Annotated in this window: 14 protein-coding genes; all 14 read right to left on the bottom strand. The window is 57.1% G+C overall.

The features are described 5' to 3' along the window. Nucleotides 1-16: 16 nt before the first annotated feature. Nucleotides 17-3,910 carry a YhdP family protein gene (locus AB5Y86_RS08680; protein WP_368192604.1) on the bottom strand — a complete coding sequence of 1,298 codons (3,894 nt, stop codon included), beginning with the start codon at nt 3,908-3,910 and terminating at the stop codon, nt 17-19. Beyond that, nucleotides 3,911-5,380: a ribonuclease G gene (rng, locus tag AB5Y86_RS08675; RefSeq protein WP_005340056.1), complete on the bottom strand. Its 1,470-nt coding sequence runs from the start codon at nt 5,378-5,380 to the stop codon at nt 3,911-3,913. Nucleotides 5,381-5,475: 95 nt separating this feature from the next. Continuing rightward, a complete protein-coding gene (locus AB5Y86_RS08670; protein WP_005340055.1) occupies nt 5,476-6,063 on the bottom strand; it encodes a nucleoside triphosphate pyrophosphatase in 588 nt (195 codons plus the stop codon). Nucleotides 6,064-6,065: 2 nt separating this feature from the next. Beyond that, nucleotides 6,066-6,551 (bottom strand): rod shape-determining protein MreD, encoded by a 486-nt coding sequence (mreD, locus tag AB5Y86_RS08665; RefSeq protein WP_005340054.1) that lies wholly within the window; start codon nt 6,549-6,551, stop codon nt 6,066-6,068. Beyond that, nucleotides 6,551-7,441, bottom strand: a complete 891-nt coding sequence (gene mreC, locus AB5Y86_RS08660; RefSeq protein ID WP_005340053.1) for a rod shape-determining protein MreC — start codon at nt 7,439-7,441, stop codon at nt 6,551-6,553. Before mreC ends, mreD begins: the two co-directional genes overlap by 1 nt. 42 nt (nt 7,442-7,483) lie before the next feature. Beyond that, nucleotides 7,484-8,524 carry a rod shape-determining protein gene (locus AB5Y86_RS08655; protein WP_005340051.1) on the bottom strand — a complete coding sequence of 347 codons (1,041 nt, stop codon included), beginning with the start codon at nt 8,522-8,524 and terminating at the stop codon, nt 7,484-7,486. Nucleotides 8,525-8,728: 204 nt separating this feature from the next. After that, nucleotides 8,729-13,156, bottom strand: coding sequence for a DUF6701 domain-containing protein (locus AB5Y86_RS08650; RefSeq protein WP_368192603.1), 4,428 nt, complete (start codon nt 13,154-13,156; stop codon nt 8,729-8,731). Nucleotides 13,157-13,293: 137 nt separating this feature from the next. Then, a complete protein-coding gene (locus AB5Y86_RS08645; RefSeq protein WP_368192602.1) occupies nt 13,294-13,719 on the bottom strand; it encodes an MSHA biogenesis protein MshP in 426 nt (141 codons plus the stop codon). Nucleotides 13,720-13,756: 37 nt separating this feature from the next. Further along, entirely contained in the window at nt 13,757-14,686 is a 930-nt protein-coding gene (locus AB5Y86_RS08640) for a PilW family protein (protein WP_368192601.1), read from the bottom strand. Further along, complete coding sequence (locus AB5Y86_RS08635; protein ID WP_064337481.1) at nt 14,686-15,246, bottom strand: prepilin-type N-terminal cleavage/methylation domain-containing protein; 561 nt, start codon at nt 15,244-15,246, stop codon at nt 14,686-14,688. The genes AB5Y86_RS08640 and AB5Y86_RS08635 overlap by 1 nt, the downstream gene beginning before the upstream one ends. After that, nucleotides 15,233-15,721 (bottom strand): prepilin-type N-terminal cleavage/methylation domain-containing protein, encoded by a 489-nt coding sequence (locus AB5Y86_RS08630; protein ID WP_368192600.1) that lies wholly within the window; start codon nt 15,719-15,721, stop codon nt 15,233-15,235. The genes AB5Y86_RS08635 and AB5Y86_RS08630 overlap by 14 nt, the downstream gene beginning before the upstream one ends. A 57-nt stretch (nt 15,722-15,778) precedes the next feature. Continuing rightward, a complete protein-coding gene (locus AB5Y86_RS08625) occupies nt 15,779-16,210 on the bottom strand; it encodes a prepilin-type N-terminal cleavage/methylation domain-containing protein (protein ID WP_047434680.1) in 432 nt (143 codons plus the stop codon). 14 nt (nt 16,211-16,224) lie between these two features. Beyond that, complete coding sequence (locus tag AB5Y86_RS08620) at nt 16,225-16,896, bottom strand: prepilin-type N-terminal cleavage/methylation domain-containing protein (protein WP_005348617.1); 672 nt, start codon at nt 16,894-16,896, stop codon at nt 16,225-16,227. A gap of 77 nt (nt 16,897-16,973) precedes the next feature. Next, on the bottom strand, nt 16,974-17,435 hold the full coding sequence (locus tag AB5Y86_RS08615; protein WP_005340030.1) for a hypothetical protein: 462 nt from the start codon (nt 17,433-17,435) through the stop codon (nt 16,974-16,976). Nucleotides 17,436-17,494: the final 59 nt, after the last annotated feature.

Raw genomic sequence — 17,494 nt, 5'->3', positions numbered from 1 at the left:
GTGCCGGGCCGCTCGTTCAGCGCTGAGCGGGCCCTGCGTGTTTGGGGCTCAGCAGGAAAGGGGTCACCTCTTGAGTCGGCAGGCTGGGAGCAACGGCGTCAACCGCCTCTTTCTGCTGCTGGTTGAGCTTGATGCGCGCGCGATCTCGCCCCGCCTCGATCAGCTTGGGTGCGTCGAGCGGGCCCGATATGCGAAAATCGATGCGGGTCACCACATCCACTACCGGCTCCAGCAGTTTGGAGAGGGCCAGCACATAGAGACCCGTGACCGGCGTGATGGAGAAAGCCGCCACCACCGGCAGGGTGCCCCCCAGATTGGGGGAGAAGCTCAGCTCGTAGTCGAGCCGCCAACGCACCAGATCGGCGATCCCCTCGCCGCGCAGGTTGCCTGCCGCCCCCTTCATATAGAAATCATCGTTGCTGACCTGCCCCTGCTTGATGGTGGCAGAGGCGGACATGGATTCGAAGTAGAAGCCCTTGTCGAACACATCGCGAAAATCGAGCCGCAGTTTGCGCAGCAGGGAGTCGAGACTGAGCAGGGAGAGCAGTCGCGCCCCCTTGTCGTTGACCTCCCGCAGGGTGCCACCCTCCAGCTGATAGTTGGCACTTCCCCCCAGAGTCGGCAGGCTCGGGCGATAGGGCACATCCTGCCAGTTCAGATCAAAAGCGAGAGATCCAGGGGCATCGCCGATGGGCGAGGTGTAGCCGAGCCGCTTGAGCAGCAGTTCACTGTTGTTGCTGGTCAGCTTGCCACGAGCGCGGGTCTCCATCCGGTTGCCATCGGCCAGCCAGTCGACGCTGCCGGTGAGCTGACTCCCCGCCAGCCGCACATCCAGCCCCTTGAGGGTCACCTTGTTGGCGCCGGGCACCAGCTCCCCTTTCACTTCACCAAGAGGCAGCTCGCCAAAGCGGCAATCGACACAACTCACCTTCAACCAGGGGATGGATGCCATGATGGCGTTGTCCTGCTTGGCATCGGGATCCGGGCTGAGATCCGAACTCTTGCCGGACCAGTAGATGCGGGCAAACTTGGCATCCACCGGGCGATTGGCCACTGCGGGCAGGCGGATCACCCCCATCACATCGGGGCTGTCGATCATCACCTCGGTCGCCTGATTGGTCGGCCCCACGGTGAAACGCGCCGCCTTGAGGGTGGCACTGCCGATATAGGCGCGAGCCAGCTGTCCATCCACCCACCACTCCTGCGGCAGGAAGGCCGGGCCAACCACCGCATTGCCAGTCTGGTTCTGCGCTGGCAACCACTGCTTGAGTCTGGCCAGCCAGCCACCGACATCGGCCTCCTGCTGGTTGATGGCGAGCAGCATGGGGGCATCGCGCATTACCCGGGCGCCCGGCTGACCCACATCGACCCGCACCCGGCTGAGATAAGGCACCCCTTCGCCGTAGACCAGTCGGGTCTGCATATCCACATCATCCCCCAGTACGGCACGAATGTCGGCGCTGCCATCCCGGCCACGGGCGATCACCTTGAGCGGCAGCCGACTGGCACTGCTCTTGGCAAGCGGCAGCGGCAGATCCAGCCCCATCCCCTGCAAGTTGGAGTCAAGCGCCAGCTGGAAGCGCAGCGGCTTGCTGTCGGGCAGGGTCAACCCGAGCTTGCCGCCCCAGTTGCTGCGGCCGTTGAGAATGCCGAATGAAGAGATGGCTGCAGGCTGGCGGCGGCTATCCCACTGCCCCTTGAAATCGAGGTCGACCTGATAGTGATCCGGATGCTGGCGCCCCTGATAGTCGAGGGTCAGCGGCTGGTTCCACAGGCTCGCCTTGAGGTTGCTGAAACGGGTCTGTTCGTTGTCATATTCGAGGCGCCCCTGCACCTTCTCCAGCGGCAGATCCAGACTGGCGACCCGCACCTTGTTGTTGCTGAAGGTGGCATCGCCGCTCGCCTTGACCTCGCTCTCGCCATCGAGAGGAATATCGAGCTTGACCGAACCGGCCATCGGGCCGCGGATCTCGATCTCCCGCAGCGCCTGTCCCACCGAACTGCCCAGCGGGGAGTCCTGCAGGTAGTCGCTGATGGCCTTGCCCTCCCCCTGCACCTTGGCATCCACATAGAGGTGGGCGCCGGGGGAGAGATCCGGGATCCAGGCATGCACCGAGTCGGAGCTCGCCTTGCCGAGTTTGGTGGATCGGCTGCGCATATCGAGACCGGCATTCTGGAACAAGAGATCGATTTGCAGGTCGGTAAGCGGTTGCCAGCCGGGGAAGAACTCGTAGGTGGCCTGCTCCAGCGGCACCGCCACCTGGAAGATGCCCTTGCCGTTGTCGTAGGGAAAGTCCCTGAACTCGCCATACCAGAGCAGGTCGGCCCCCTTGGCCTTGCCCCCCTTGATGGCGCCGCTCAGGTAATCCACCAGCCCCTTGTCCATCGCCTGCAGCGGGAAGTAGCGATCCGCATGGCCCGCATTCTTCACATCGATGCGGCCGGTCAGGGCCAGGAAAGGGTGCTCGAACAGATCGAGGCGGAAACGGCTGGCCAGGGTCAGATCCGGGTTATCCAGCGCGATATCCTGCCCGTACAGCACCCAGCCCTGTGCTTCGCGCCACCAATCGAGGCGGGCCGAGAAGTGGTCGACCGGGATCGGCATCTTGAAGTGACGGGCGGGATCCACCTTGTCGTTCGCCAGCGCCAATCTGGCGCTACCGCCGGTCGGGGTAAGCCAGAACTCGCCGTTGAGATCCTGCATTCCGGGTATATCTTGCCAGGCCTTGAGGCGCACCTTGCTGAAGCGGCCACTGAGGGAGAGATCCTGCCAGTCGGCGTTGGCCAGCAGCGTCAGATCCTGCACCGAACCCTGCGGATTGGTCTGGCGCAGGGTCTCGCAGAGTGTGGGGTAGAGCGCCGAGACCAGCTGACTGATCTGGGTGATCTTGTCGAACTCTATGCTGGGCAGATAGCCCTGCACCCGATCCCCGATCCGCTCTAGCTGCAAGCGGCTCTGCAACCAGGGTTTGCCATCCAGCTTGAAGGTGACGTTATGGCTCGCCAGTTGCCAGTCGGTGCCCTCACGGCGCAGCTGGATCTTGCCACCATCGAGGCCGAAACGGTGCATATCCCCTTTCTTGGGATCCTTCCAGATCAGGTAGTTGTTGCCAAATGCCAGCAGGGTATTGCCCAGCTTGCCGCTGTCAAACTCGCTCCAGAGCTGAAAGTCGAGCTGACCGGCAACCTTGGGTTCGCCCGCATGGATTTTGGCCAGGGTCGGGGTGATATCGAGCTGGCGGGCCCCCAGATAGAGCTGACCCTTGAGGCGATCGAGCCGGGCAGTCGGGGCGTCCACATCCAGAATCAGATCGAGGGTGCTCTCGCCCACCCCGTTGATGAGGTAAGCCTTGCCGACCCCCTGATGGCGCTTGCCACGGTTCTGCCAGCGCAGTTGGGCGATGTCGAGGGCGCGCAGATCACCGAGGGAGGTGGTGACGCTGAGGCGGGTGTTGTGCACATCGAAGGTAGAGAGCTGGGTCAGCAGAAAGCGCAGCAGGGCGCCCTGCTGGGGATCGCCGGAGGGGCTGTCGTCAGCCGGTTGGCGCAAGTCGATGGTGATATCGCCATCGCTCAGGATCAGCTCGCCAAACACCGGCTTTAGCTCGTTAATGGTGCGCCAGAAGTCGAGATGCACCCAGGCTTTGCCGAGCTGTACGGTAAAACGCCCCGAATCTGGGGCGATGGCGAGTTGCTGCAGTTCGAGGGCGGGCCCGGACTGTGTCCAGTCCAGCCCCACTTGCTCCACGCTGACCTTGAGTTGTGAATCACCCAGCAGAGTGTGGATCAGACTCTCCCGGTATTGATTCAGCAAAGGGCCCCCGACCCGTACCAAGGTGACCAGCATGGCCATCAGTACGAACAGGACCCCCAGGGCCAACCAGCCCCGACTCAGCCAGCGATAGACCAATTACATCATCACCACGTCGAACTGCTCCTGACCACAGAGGGGTTCGCTCACTACCCGCACCTGCTTGCCGATGAACACTTCCAGCTCCGCCAGACTGTGGGACTCCTCGCCATGGAGGTAGTCGGCCACGGCCGGGGCTGCGTAGACGGTGAACTGATCCGCATCATAGGCACGATTGACCCGGATGATCTCCCGCAGGATCTCGAAGCAGACCGACTCCACCGTCTTGACCCGGCCGCGTCCCTTGCACTCGGGGCACTCGGAGCAGAGCACATGCTCCAGACTCTCGCGGGTGCGCTTGCGGGTCATCTCCACCAGACCGAGCTGGGAGAAGCCATTGACGTTGGTCTTGGCGCGATCCTTTGACAGCGCCTGCTCCAGACTGTGCAGCACCCGACGGCGGTGATCTTCCGACTGCATGTCGATGAAGTCGATGATGATGATGCCGCCGAGGTTGCGCAGGCGCAGATGACGGGCGATGGCCGCCGTTGCCTCGACGTTGGTGTTGAAGATGGTCTCTTCCAGATTGCGATGGCCGACAAAGGCGCCGGTGTTGATATCCACCGTGGTCATGGCTTCAGTCTGGTCGATGATGAGGTAGCCGCCGGATTTCAGCTCTACCTTGCGCTCCAGCGCCCGCTGGATCTCGTTCTCCACGTCGTAGAGATCGAAGATCGGCGACTCGCCAGGATAGTACTCCAGCTTGCTGGCCAGCTCAGGCACGTACTCCTCGGTGAAGCGCTTGAGCTGATCGAAGCTCTGGCGGGAGTCGACGCGGATCTTGTCGAGCTCGGCACCGACGAAGTCGCGCACTACCCGGAACGCCAGACTGGGATCCTCGTAGAGGATCTTGCAGGGTGGATACTTCTGCTTGCGCTCGAGGATCTTGCGCCACAGCCGTTTCAGGAAGGCGGCATCCTGCTCCAGCTCCTGCTCCCCCACCCCTTCGGCAGCGGTGCGGATGATGTAGCCACCCAGCTCGTCCACATAACCGGCTACGGTGCGCTTGAGGCGCTCGCGCTCGGCTTCGGACTCGATACGCTGGGAGACACCGACGTGGGCACTGCCCGGCATAAAGACCAGATAGCGGGATGGCAGGGTGATATCGGTAGTGAGACGGGCACCCTTGGTACCCAGCGGATCTTTCACCACCTGCACCATGATGTCCTGCCCCTGACGCACCAGCTCGGCGATGTTACCGACCTGGAACTGCTCCTTCTCCTTCACCGCCACACACTCGGTGTGGGGGACGATATCAGAGGCGTGCAAAAAAGCTGCCTTGTCCATGCCGATATCGACGAAGGCCGCCTGCATACCGGGCAGCACCCGACTGATCTTGCCTTTGTAGATATTGCCGACAATGCCGCGCTTGGCCTGACGCTCTACATGCACTTCCTGCAGCAGACCGTTTTCGACCAGAGCGACCCGGGTTTCGGAGGGGGTAACGTTAACCAGCAGTTCTACCGACATAAGTAACCTTGCCTGTTCCAGTTTTGAATTCTATAGAGCCAATCCGGTACAACGCGCGCAAGGGAGAAACGCAGCAGAGCACAGCTGACGGGAAATTATTTGAGCTGTTCCAGATGATGCTTGATCAGCAGGTCTGTCTCCAGCAGGGGCAGGCCGACCACGGCGCTATAGCTCCCTTCGATGCGGCTGACAAACTTGCCGGCAATACCCTGAATGCCATAAGCCCCGGCCTTGTCACAGGGCTCACCGGTCTGCCAGTAGGCCTCGATCTCGGCCTCGTCCAGCTTGCGAAACGCCACGTTGGTGGTGACCAGACGCACGTCACAACGATCCTTGCTGGCCAGCGCCACCGCCGTCATCACCTGATGCACCTTGCCGGAGAGGGACTCCAGCATATCTTTGGCATCAAGCAGATCGGACGGTTTCTCCAGTACCCGGTCGCCCAGCACCACTATGGTGTCGGCACCCAGCACCGGCAACGCCGTCGGCGCACACGCCACGCCCGCCATCGCCTTGTCACGGGCGAGACGGCAGACATAATCCTGCGCCTTTTCACCCTCTTCCCGCTGCTCGGGCACATCCAGTTTCAGCACCTCGAAGCGGTAGCCAATCTGGGTCAGCAGTTCACGGCGACGGGGAGAAGCCGAGGCGAGATAGAGTTGTGGTTCGTTGTTTTTGTTCATATTTACCTGATATTGAAGCGGCGCCGCACCTTGCGCAGCACCAGAAACACCCAGGGCCATATTAGCATCGTCGTCAACGTCGACCAAAAGTAGGAGAAGTTGAGACTGGCCTGGCTGAACAGATGCTCGGCCCAGAATACCGTCATTTTACCCACCAGCGAGAGGCCACCGATGATCAGTGCCTGCTGCCAGAGGGAGAAGTTGCGGATCTTCTGGAACTGGAAGGCCGCCAGATAGGTGGTAATGGCCATCGCCATCGCCCGCACGCCGAGGGTGCTGCCAAGCAGCACATCCAGCAGCAGGCCCGCCACCCAGGCGGTGCCGACGTTGGTCCGATGCGGCAAAGCCAGTGCCCAGTAGATGAGCACCATGGCCAGCCAGTCCGGACGGAAGGGGTCAAATTCGAAAGGAAGCGGCAGGATCGACAGGCTCAAGGCCAGCAGGATCGAGATCCAGATCCAGATCCTGCCGCTGGCGGGTTCTAGCATCAGCGGGTGGCTCCTGCGGCGGACGCAGCGGGAGCCGCCCGTTCGCCATCCTCATCGTGTACTTCAGGCTTCTTGTCGGTCCACAGCAGCAGCAGATAACGCAGTCTGTCCAGCTCCACCAGCGGCTTGGCCTCGACCTGGGCAAACGGCTTGCCCTCCACATACTCGGAGCGGGTCACAGTCGCCACCGGATAACCTTCCGGGAAGCGGCCACCCAGACCGGAGGTGACCAGCAGGTCACCCACCTGAATATCGGTGTTGCGCGGCAGGTTGCGCAGCTCAAGCTTGTCGAGCTCGCCACTGCCGGAGGCAATGGCGCGCAAGTCGTTGCGCAGCACCCGCACCGGAATGCCATGGCTGGAGTCGGTGATCAGCAGCACGCGACTGGTGGTGGAGCCCACGTGGAGCACCTGACCAATCACACCCTGATCGTTGATCACCGCCTGACCGTTGTAGACGCCATCCAGCGCCCCCTTATTGATCAGCACCTGATGGCTGAAGGGGTCGGAATCCACCGACAGCAGCTCGGCCACCATCTTGCGGGACTCCTTGTGCACCGGCGAACCCAGCAGCTCACGCAGCCGCTGATTCTCGTGCTCCAGCTGATCCATTTTGAGCAGACGGGCACGCAGGGTAAACAGCTGTTGCTCCTGCTGCTTGGTCTGCTCGATGAGATCGGCACGGGTCTGCACCTGGGTCGACATGGTGTCGAGCAGGGTACCGGGCGCATTGGCCATGTATTGCAGGGGACTGACTAACGAACTGAGGTAGACGCGGACATGGGTAAACACACCGAAGCGGGAATCCGCGACGATGGCAGCGATGGAGATGATGACGGCGAGAAACAACCGTAACTGAAGCGAAGGGCCTCTACCAAAAATGGGTTTCATGGGTCGTCAAAAAAGAGCCGGCACGCTGGCCGGCTTTGGGTCTTATTCGTAGTGGAACAGATCGCCACCGTGCATATCGATCAGCTCCAGCGCCTTGCCGCCGCCACGGGCCACACAGGTGAGGGGATCTTCGGCCACGACGACAGGAATGCCGGTCTCTTCCATCAGCAGACGGTCGATATCTTTCAGCAGCGCACCACCACCGGTCAGCACCATGCCGCGCTCGGAGATGTCGGAAGCCAGTTCCGGCGGAGACTGCTCCAGCGCCACCATGACGGCAGCCACGATACCGGACAGCGGCTCTTGCAGCGCTTCCAGGATTTCGTTGGAGTTGAGAGTGAAGCTGCGCGGTACACCTTCGGCGAGGTTGCGACCACGGACTTCAATCTCGCGCACCTCTTCGCCCGGATAGGCGGAGCCGATCTCGTGCTTGATGCGCTCGGCAGTCGCTTCACCGATCAGGCTGCCGTAGTTGCGACGAACGTAGCTGATGATGGCTTCGTCAAACTTGTCGCCACCGATACGGACGGACTGGGAGTAGACCACACCGTTCAGGGAAATGATGGCCACTTCGGTAGTACCACCACCGATATCAACCACCATGGAGCCGGTCGCTTCGGATACCGGCAGGCCGGCACCGATGGCAGCAGCCATAGGCTCATCGATCAGGTAGACCTCACGGGCACCAGCACCCAGAGCGGATTCCTTGATGGCGCGACGCTCAACCTGAGTGGAGCCACACGGTACACACACCAGCACACGCGGGCTGGGGCGGAAATAGTTGTTGTCGTGAACCTGTTTGATGAAGTGCTGCAGCATCTTCTCAGTCACGTAGAAATCGGCGATCACGCCATCTTTCATCGGGCGGATTGCGGAAATGTTGCCCGGGGTACGGCCCAGCATCTGCTTGGCGGCATGACCGACAGCAGCGACCGATTTGGCGTTCCCGCGCTCTTGGCGAATGGCGACAACTGAGGGTTCGTTAAGGACGATCCCTTGATCTTTTACATAGATCAGGGTGTTGGCAGTTCCCAAATCGATCGACAGATCGTTGGAAAAGACGCCTCTGAGCTTTTTGAACATGGCTACGGGAAATCCTAAGAATTTGGAGGTGCAGAAAACCGGCTAACTTTACCAATGCCCACCCCAATGGGCAAGCGCTCAAACTGTCGCCAATCAATCAGGCGCGACAAAAATGCGAGTCATCACTCACTCGCACACGCTTGCAAATACTAATAAACAAGGATTTAGAGGGATGCTGTTGAGCCAGCCCCCCTCACACATCATTCAATGCAATACTTCGCGCCGATAAATAATTCTGTCATTACCCCGGCTGGAGCCGAAAATGGCCTCACCTTGCAGGTTGCCGTCATTGGCACTCGTTGGGTCAGACAACCAGAGGGGCTGCGACGGCTGTTTTGCCAATTCGACCTTGTAGGGGATGCGCACCGAGATGTCCGGCTTGGCAAAGTGGAACAAGATCTCCCCGTCTTTCGCCAGTGCAGCATCCCCACCCGGTGCCGAACTGCCCAACCCCAGCTTGATCTTGCGACCCGCCCCCAGATTCAGCTCGCGAGTCGCCGCATCAAAGGTGTGACTCGGATTAAGAAAAATGAACCCCTGATTGGCCAAAGAGAGCTGGGTACATTGATCTTCCTTGTTTTGCAGCCAGTTGCCCCCTTCGTAATATTGCATCTGCAGTGGAATGGCCAGCGGCGCCGAGGCCAGGCCCGCCGCCGTACCAGCCTGCAGGCGGCCGTACAACAGCTTTTGAGTACCCAGCAGCACCGCATTACACCCCGATCCGGAACATGTCCCAGCAACAGCAGTATTCATATTTGGATTAGCCAACAGTGTATTGCCGCCATCCTTATCATCGACTTTGATACCAAAGCTCAACGTGGCGAAAGGTGCTTCTGGACTCGCTGCACGATCAAAGCGGGTATTCAGCCCCAAAGGTGACTGCTGATTAACGCTCGCAATACCACTTGCCCAGCTGAGCGAGGGAGATAGTGTAATACGCTTGTCTCGCGCAACCCCATCCAGAGCATTGGCAGCCACCATCTCAGCAACCCCTTTAGCGAACGCCCCCTGATAGTTCTGTGTCGTCCCTTTCTGCAGATTGCGTGCAGTGAGGACAAAACCGCTGGCAAAGGGCTGGCTCATGTATGTAAAGGCATTGCAGGCAGGCGTGATAAAGCCATTACTCAAACTGTAATCCCAGGGTACGAAGCGGCCCACCGGCTGGCTCTGGGCTGATGGGATGGTGTAATTGAAGTAGCCATTGGCTGGCGGCGTCGCCGTCATCCGGAACACTCCCACCTCGCTGACTGACTGGGAGACCTTATTGAGATTGTTGATGCCCATCCCGTTAGAGTGGTTATAGCTCGCTGTACCGACCTGCGCATTTTGCCCGGGAATCGGGGCAACCAGTTGAGTAGCAAGAGCGATGTTAGTCAAAGCAAAGTTGGGCGTAGTCAGATTCCCTGCACAGATATCTCCATCATTGGCCGACTCCCAGGCCATCGCCTTGATATCTACCTGGAACGTATCCCCCGCTTTTTTGAAGACCGGACAGCTGCTATCACCAGCCGCGCAGACCCCTTGCGGAGGGGTTATACACAAGCCGACAGGACGTGCCACAAACGTGTCGGACCCCGTCATCACCAGACCCGCCGTCTCACCACTGCCATTATGACTGGCTGAAAGCTGCATCTGACCCGCATCCGGGTAGGTCACTTTTTTCAAGGTCGCTTTACCCTGATTATCAAAAGTCAGGTTAAGGGTGGTTGGCGTTGGTGAAGGAACACTGCCGGCATAAGTTGCAATAGCGTTGCCATCGATGGAGATCTTGCTACCAAAGCTATTGGTATTTGGATTGTTGTACGTTCCCCAAAAGCCGACAGATCTCACGCCGGTAAATCCGGGCACACATTGCTTGGTAATGTCGTCTTTTTTGACCGCACTGATAGTCACATCCTGAGGCTGGTTGGAATAAGTATCAGGCACATCAAAGAAGAAGCCGCTATCGGCAAAGTTCAGGGTACAGGCTGCCGCACTGGGCGTACCGGCCCCAGCCTTGCACAAGGTTTCACTGAGTGGTTTGACAGCAGGAACGGAATTGCTCACGCCCAACGTAACTTGGGTCTGAGTATTGTTACGCAACAAAACTTTGCCCGTTCCACCGGTAAAGGTCACCGTATTGCCACTCACATTGTTGGCACCAGACAATGGGTACCAACCACCATCCTGGAGGCTCTGTGGCAACAAGGAAACAGCAACTTGTTCGGTAATCAGCAGACTGCAATCTGGATTTGCACACGCCTTGATAGTGATCTCTTCCGGATTGCAGGTCAGAGGTTGACCCGAATACTGCAACTCGAAATGATCTACCTGAACGCCTACCTCTCTTGATTTCAGCGCACATATTTCTACGTTATCGAGTTCGTGAATATTGGTCAGGGCACCTGTAGAACCTGTCAATGACACATAAAAGTCTTGCGGTAACGGACTTTGCCCCAATGCAGGATCCAGCGCATCAAACGAATCGATAAGAGAAATAAACCCGCTTCCCGTATCACGCTCTACTTTGACAATCGCTCGCCCACTGGTTCGTGAATCAATCGTCAGACGGTAACGATGGTTGGCGCTACCGTTGCCATCTACCTTTGGACTCAAGCAACTGGTATTAACATTGGTAGTTCCGTTATTACAGGTGCCTCGCAGATAGTTATATCCGGAAAAATTGGATCCCGAGCCACGCACGACAACCGATTGCGGGCGATAGCCCACACTTCCCCCCCCCCCAAATGATGAGAAGTTGCCATATTCATCCAAGCCAAAACCGAGCCAACCGCCAGCAAATCCAGGTGAGTTACTCGGTTGATAATGGCCATAACCCAAGGGCCCCCCAGCAGCACCTGGCTGTGGCGTCACCGACGCGTCAGAAAGCACAACTGTCATGCCATCTGCCCCAGTGCTCGTGCCACCATAGGCGTAGTGATTAAATGTCAGCGTCACCAGATTGCCAGCAGCAGGAAATAACCGCTGATAAGTCGCGGAGGTTGCTTGCCCCGTGCTGGCTTGGGTCATCCGTAAACGTCGGTCTGCCGTAATGGATGGTATAAATCCGCCAGCACTCTGCTTGACGGCCCACCTATCACCGAGCGGCTGGGAGAAGTCATCGGTCTCACAAATCAATGTCGAGCCACCACAGGGATGACGTTGACTATATAACTCAGCTATCTGAGTGTCAGACAGGGCCGAACCATAAATAGCAACCTCATCAATTCGGCCATTAAAGCTGCGACTATCAATATAATCTCGGCCAATCTCCAAATTTTGTGTATTTGCTCTTAATGAGTTTGCATCATTACTTCTAGCTGTATCAGCGACGCCATTGATATATATTTTTTGACGTTGATTATTAGCAGCCATTGCATCATAGCGAATGACTATATGAGACCACGTATTTAACGGTATTCTGGTGTTTGATGTCAGTGTCCGGCTCACGCCAGAACTTCTTTCCCAATACCAAAACACTCTGCCTTGACTATCCAGATGAAACTCGTAGTTGCCATCTTTTGACACGATAGAATACAAATTTCCAGCCGATGGCCGACTTACCGGATATACCCAAGCAGAAACAGTTAACTGATTGGAAAATGACAGGCGAGCGTCATGTGGCACTTCAATGTATTGATTACTGCTGCCAGTAAACTCACCATAACCACAAGTGCCAAGATTATTCGCGTTTGCAGGTAATGCAGGCGACACAGTATTAGTTTTCGCCCCCCTCATTGCGCGACCATGTAGCACATCAGCAACAGCGTTTTTGACTTCTCCTGCAACGCCAGTCCACTTACTCTCTTCAAGCTGATACAAGGCAACAGGTGCCGGGACACAAGCATTTACCGGATTTGATACTGGTAAGCAAGTACCAGTCACAGAGCTATTGTTGACATTCACCACCCCACCGGCATTATTTGTTGCAGCAGTCAGATTGCCATAAACCGTAGAATTGGTAACAGTGATATTATTTGATGTGGTCGAGATAATGACAGGACTTCCCTGAGATCCCAGTTGGCTACCTGTTGCATTAAAAGAGCTAGCCCCAGAGACACTTCCACTAGTCATATTAACTGAGTTGAACGTCACTGGATTATTTGAGCTCATGGTAATATTACCACTATAAGTTCCGCCAGATATCGTCACCGAGCTATTTGCATTGATATCTCCTGATAACTGCACATTAGTCACACTGACAGAGTTACTGCTGCTGGTGATATTTCCCTGAACAACTCCCGAGTTTAGCGACACGTTCCCACTGGTAGTAATACTTCCGTATAAGTAGATATTGTTCAGTGTAATATTTGAGCCACCAGCTAAAATATCACCATATATGGTGTTTTGATATCCTTGAGATACAATGCCACCAAAACTAGCCTTAAGGTTTATTCTACTTGAGGCACTGCCAATCTTGTTATTCGTGAGAGAAATCCCGGCATCTGCACTCAGCGTTGAATCTTGACTAGCGACAATCACATCACCGTCGTTTAATGTTACCTGACCATTACCACCAGTACAGGTGTAAACATTTCCTGACTTTTGCCATGTGGTATTACATGGTGGGTATTGATTGATGGATAAATTATATTGTTGCGCCACAGCTGTACCGCAGAAAAGTAATAAACCAACCAGCCATTTAAAATCCATCACTTTCCTCTCCACTTGTATCATCTGCCGCAATATCGATCGTCAGTACAAAGTGCAGGCGAATGACTTGCACTGAAACAGCGATAACCACTCCAGCCAGAAGTGACTAACACAACCGACATCATCGCCATCACGATTCATGGCGTTCCTCCATCATAAGCTTCAACCATCAGGGGTCGGCTCACGGCAAAATCAGGGTTGGCACTGTTAAGTTCCGAGCTGCCACAGGTTCCGACACTCTCGAGACGATAGCCATTGGTCACAGATCCGTTATAGGTCACCGGCACCGTGGCGCAACGAACCACTGCCTGGCAGTTGGTCAATCCGGGCGTGCTGGCAAAGCTCAGTGGGCTGCTTGCCGGGCAGACCGCAGGTGGGTTCGGTTGGGCAAGCGTGCGTTTGGGGAACAACCGATAGAGCGCCACTTCCAGCCCGCTCTGGGCGGCCAGCAGGGCCCGCACGCTGCGCACCTCCACGGTATTTTTCTCGCCGCTATCGACCAGAAAACGGCCCATTGCAGCCGCCAGCAGCGCCATCACCACAATCACAAACAGGGCGATCATCAAGGCACTGCCTCGCATCCGTCCGAAAGCCTGTGGATCAGGGCACATTGAACACCTCGATCTTGTGGTTGAAGGTGACCGACTCCCCCTTGCGCTCGAAGACAAAGCGCATGCCAAACTCCCCTTCGGCGTTAAACGCCGAGGTTTCCCGATAGAAGGTGCCAATACGAAGGGAATCCGCCATCAACACGCCCTGTGCAGGTAAGGGTCCCCCAATGGGCGCGGTAGCGCGGGTCAGCGTGTTTCCTTCCACACAGTAACGTACCTGCTGATTGGCAAAGTAGACCCGGCTGCCTGGAGAGAGTCCCGTCAGACTCTCGGCACTGGTATAGCGGATGGTTTGCGCTCCGGATACGGGCGTCAGCACATCGGTAACCCTGGCTACACAACGGCCATAATCGCAGCCTGCCGTAAGCGAACCGACATTTTTGTCCGGCACGGGGAAGACGATCAGCTGATCGTCTTTTTTAACGGCGGTGGCATCCACATCCAGCGGATTGGCAGCAGAAGCCGGGGTCGCCATCACCAGCTCAAGGGTGGCCGTGCTCCCCGACATGGCGTGGTTAAGCGCCAAATAGCGGCTGGAGGTGCTGATGGGCCAGAACCGCAAACAGGCACCGGTGTCGTCCCATGTCCCGCCAGTCGTCTCGATCCGCTCCGATCCCGGCACCGCATCGCGCAGTTCGCGGTTAAGCCGCTCCATGGCGAAGCGGGCATCGCTCATCAGTTGCTCACGACTACTGGCATCGCCATAAATCTGGCTGCCGATACCGATAAACTGGCTGGTAAAGGTCGCCATAATCCCGAGCAGCAGGATGACCATCACCAGCTCGACCAGGGTAAAGCCACGATTACCCCGAGGTTTACGGTCGGTTCGATTGGCCGCCAGGCTTAATCTGGCGCCGGAGTTGGCTAGGGGCGCGGATATTCCGGTAGACAGGCAACACCTGATAGCAGAGCGATCCATCAGTAATTCCCCCGATAGAAGGAGAAGTCGAGCACGCTCTGATCCGGTAGCTTGATCTGCAGATCAATACGCTTGCCCACAGAGCAGGGTGCGGCACAACTCTTGAAGGTGCCGTCGCTGAAATCGGCTCCGCTCACCGCAATTTTCACCTGATAGTTGCGATACTCCTCACTGCTGACTCCCACCTCAGTTTGGGTCAGGGTGTTGGCATCCACCCAGCTACCTGCGGTATCGAAATCATCCACATCGTTATAGGCATAGGATGCGGGCTCGCCATCCGGACCATAACTGGTGGAGCAGGAAGAGATGGTCACCCCTGCCACCTGCTCGCCACAACGATAACGACCACCGTTATGATCCGAATGTTCATCAAACGACTTTTGCAAGATCTCGCCGGAGAGGCGCTGGGCCAGCTGGGCGGCGCGTACCTGCTGCACCGGGTCTACCGCCTGTGGCGCCTGATTGATAAGCAACCCCAAAATACCGGTCAAAGCCACCGCCAGCAGCACTATGCCAACGATCAGCTCAATCAGGGTGAAACCACGCTTAAGGGATCTCATGGATATATCCCTCTGACTCAATCTGGATACGGCTGGTTTCGCGACCATCACTCACCAGCAAGGTACAACCGGTGGCGCAGCTGCCTAGCGGTCTGCCCATCTGATCGAAGCGCAGCACGAAGTTGTTGCTGTTATTGAGGGAGATAGACATACCGGCAGAGGGGGTCACCAGCCGACCACGGGTGCGCAGATTGTCGGTCCAGCCACTGCTCAGATCATCGCTGGCAGGACACGCAGCATAAGTACGGTGGGCAAAACGGGGGGAGGCAACCACCAGCTGGGTGCAGCGGTTGGCAGGCTCATGCATATTGACGGTCTGCACCAGCCGCAAGCGGGTCAGCAACTCGTCACGTACGGTTTGAGTTTCAAAGCCGCCTTTGCCCAGCCATTTGGGCACGGCAAAGGCGGCCAGAATCCCGAGTAACAGGATCACCAGTACCAATTCAATCAGGGTAAAGCCCTTGGTTGCAGGCATGGGACTTCTCATCAGGGAAAAGAGAAAGCGAGGCCGAAGCCTCGCTTGGTCGAACAATCAGTTACTACAACCACTGACATCAACACTAAAGGGATCATTCTCTGATGCCTCATTGTATTTGACTTGGCAATTAGCGTTATTGCCTGCAGCAGCAGGCTTGAAGGTCCCTTTGGATGCAGATACTTCATCCCATCCATCTAAGGTAACTGCGCTTGCGATGGTATCTGCTGTCGGATAGCCAAACTTAGCCTTAACAGTAGTTCCCGCAACAGATACAGCAGCAGAAGACTTTTCGATCCCCTGAATTGCAGCTTTGCTGTAAACTAGGTTGGCCGCACTTTGCAAGGATGCCTTAACCCCATCAGCAGCAGCTTGACGTGCATCATCCTGCAGATTCAGGAACTTGGGTGCAGCGGTAACCGCCAGAATACCCAGAATGATGATCACGATAACCAGTTCGATCAGGGTAAAACCCGCCTGTTTTTTCATTTCACTTTCCTCTGTTAATTAATATTTGTGGTCACCTGACCGGATGCCGGGCGGTAACTGAAACTCATAAATGCATCAGTCTTGCCTTGCGGATCCTGATACTTGCCATCACTGCCCTTACTCAAACTATTGACCAAATAGTAACGGCAGACCGAATCCAGTCCATTACTGCTCACTGTGGCATAGTATTTCAGGTCATTGCCGCTACCGCGCACTTCATTGAAGCTGGCCGTAGCCTTGGGCGGGTTTTGCAGTAACCCCTCCCAAATATTGAGACAACGTTCGGCGGTCAGATTAGCGGGATCCACATCGGGATTACCGCTTGCAACGGTATCCATGGGATAGCCGGGCGACAGCTCGCCGTTGCTGATCTGGGTATCGGTCGGAGTGGTCAGATAGAAGCGGCTGCCGTCATAGAGCACGGTATTGAGGCTGTCCTGTTTGGCGCGACCTTCCGCCTCCCATTGAGCACGCACCAGCGAAACGCCGGTAGCAAAACCGCCAGAGACTCCCTCCACGCTGGCCTTTTTCGCTTCATCGGTCACATCGAGAAAGCGTGGCAGCGCAGTCACCGCCAGGATCCCCAGGATCACGATAACGATCACCAGCTCAATGAGGGAGAAGCCGGCAGACCGTCTCCTCATCCCGTTTTCCGGCATTGTTGGTGCCATTGGTTTCATTGTCATGCTCCCTCCGTAATGCCCTACATTATTTCATGCAGGCCCAAAAAAATCATGTAGTTGGGTCATATGATTAGTTTCATTCAAGGCTTTTTCATCACCCGCCCATCAGAAAACTGATAAACCAGCCAATAACCATCCCACCCCATCTCGCAACCACTGCCATCGGGGCGGGCCAGAACCTGCAGGGGAGGCATGCCCCCCTTCGTCTCACCCATCAGTGCCAGCCACAACTGACGGCAATTTTCCGAAGGGGATTGCAGCGGCACCAGCCCCAGAGGCCAACCCCGGGCGTCAAACTGCCACCCCTTGCCGGCAACATGCAGTGTCTGCGGGCGCCGCTCATCGAGCCAAATGCCGTGCAAACGCTGTGCCCGCTCGGCAAATTGCTCCCCCAGCAAAGTGAGGGTGAGCTGCTGCGCCTCTTCCCGGTGGCCCTGATAGCTGCGCACTAGGGTCGCCACAATCACCATCAGCAGGATGATCACGGCGATCCGCCGATATCCGGTCAGCCAGCGATCATCTTGCTGCGTCTGTCTGCTCATCCAGCCCTCGACTCCACCGATCACTTGCCTCTTACAGCTCCCATCATGTCCCACCACTC

It is taken from the genome of Aeromonas sp. s8, from assembly GCF_040907785.1.
Taxonomy (GTDB): Bacteria; Pseudomonadota; Gammaproteobacteria; order Enterobacterales; family Aeromonadaceae; genus Aeromonas; species Aeromonas veronii.
This window is presented reverse-complemented; position numbering and strand designations above follow the sequence as displayed.

Excerpts from the sequence above, each read along its gene's own strand:
- rng (WP_005340056.1), bottom strand. The coding sequence starts at position 5,380 with ATGTCGGTAGAACTGCTGGTTAACGTTACCCCCTCCGAAACCCGGGTC.
- AB5Y86_RS08670 (WP_005340055.1), bottom strand. The coding sequence starts at position 6,063 with ATGAACAAAAACAACGAACCACAACTCTATCTCGCCTCGGCTTCTCCC.
- mreD (WP_005340054.1), bottom strand. The coding sequence starts at position 6,551 with ATGCTAGAACCCGCCAGCGGCAGGATCTGGATCTGGATCTCGATCCTG.
- mreC (WP_005340053.1), bottom strand. The coding sequence starts at position 7,441 with ATGAAACCCATTTTTGGTAGAGGCCCTTCGCTTCAGTTACGGTTGTTT.
- AB5Y86_RS08655 (WP_005340051.1), bottom strand. The coding sequence starts at position 8,524 with ATGTTCAAAAAGCTCAGAGGCGTCTTTTCCAACGATCTGTCGATCGAT.
- AB5Y86_RS08650 (WP_368192603.1), bottom strand. The coding sequence starts at position 13,156 with ATGGATTTTAAATGGCTGGTTGGTTTATTACTTTTCTGCGGTACAGCT.
- AB5Y86_RS08645 (WP_368192602.1), bottom strand. The coding sequence starts at position 13,719 with ATGATCGCCCTGTTTGTGATTGTGGTGATGGCGCTGCTGGCGGCTGCA.
- AB5Y86_RS08640 (WP_368192601.1), bottom strand. The coding sequence starts at position 14,686 with ATGGATCGCTCTGCTATCAGGTGTTGCCTGTCTACCGGAATATCCGCG.
- AB5Y86_RS08635 (WP_064337481.1), bottom strand. The coding sequence starts at position 15,246 with ATGAGATCCCTTAAGCGTGGTTTCACCCTGATTGAGCTGATCGTTGGC.
- AB5Y86_RS08630 (WP_368192600.1), bottom strand. The coding sequence starts at position 15,721 with ATGCCTGCAACCAAGGGCTTTACCCTGATTGAATTGGTACTGGTGATC.
- AB5Y86_RS08625 (WP_047434680.1), bottom strand. The coding sequence starts at position 16,210 with ATGAAAAAACAGGCGGGTTTTACCCTGATCGAACTGGTTATCGTGATC.
- AB5Y86_RS08620 (WP_005348617.1), bottom strand. The coding sequence starts at position 16,896 with ATGACAATGAAACCAATGGCACCAACAATGCCGGAAAACGGGATGAGG.
- AB5Y86_RS08615 (WP_005340030.1), bottom strand. The coding sequence starts at position 17,435 with ATGAGCAGACAGACGCAGCAAGATGATCGCTGGCTGACCGGATATCGG.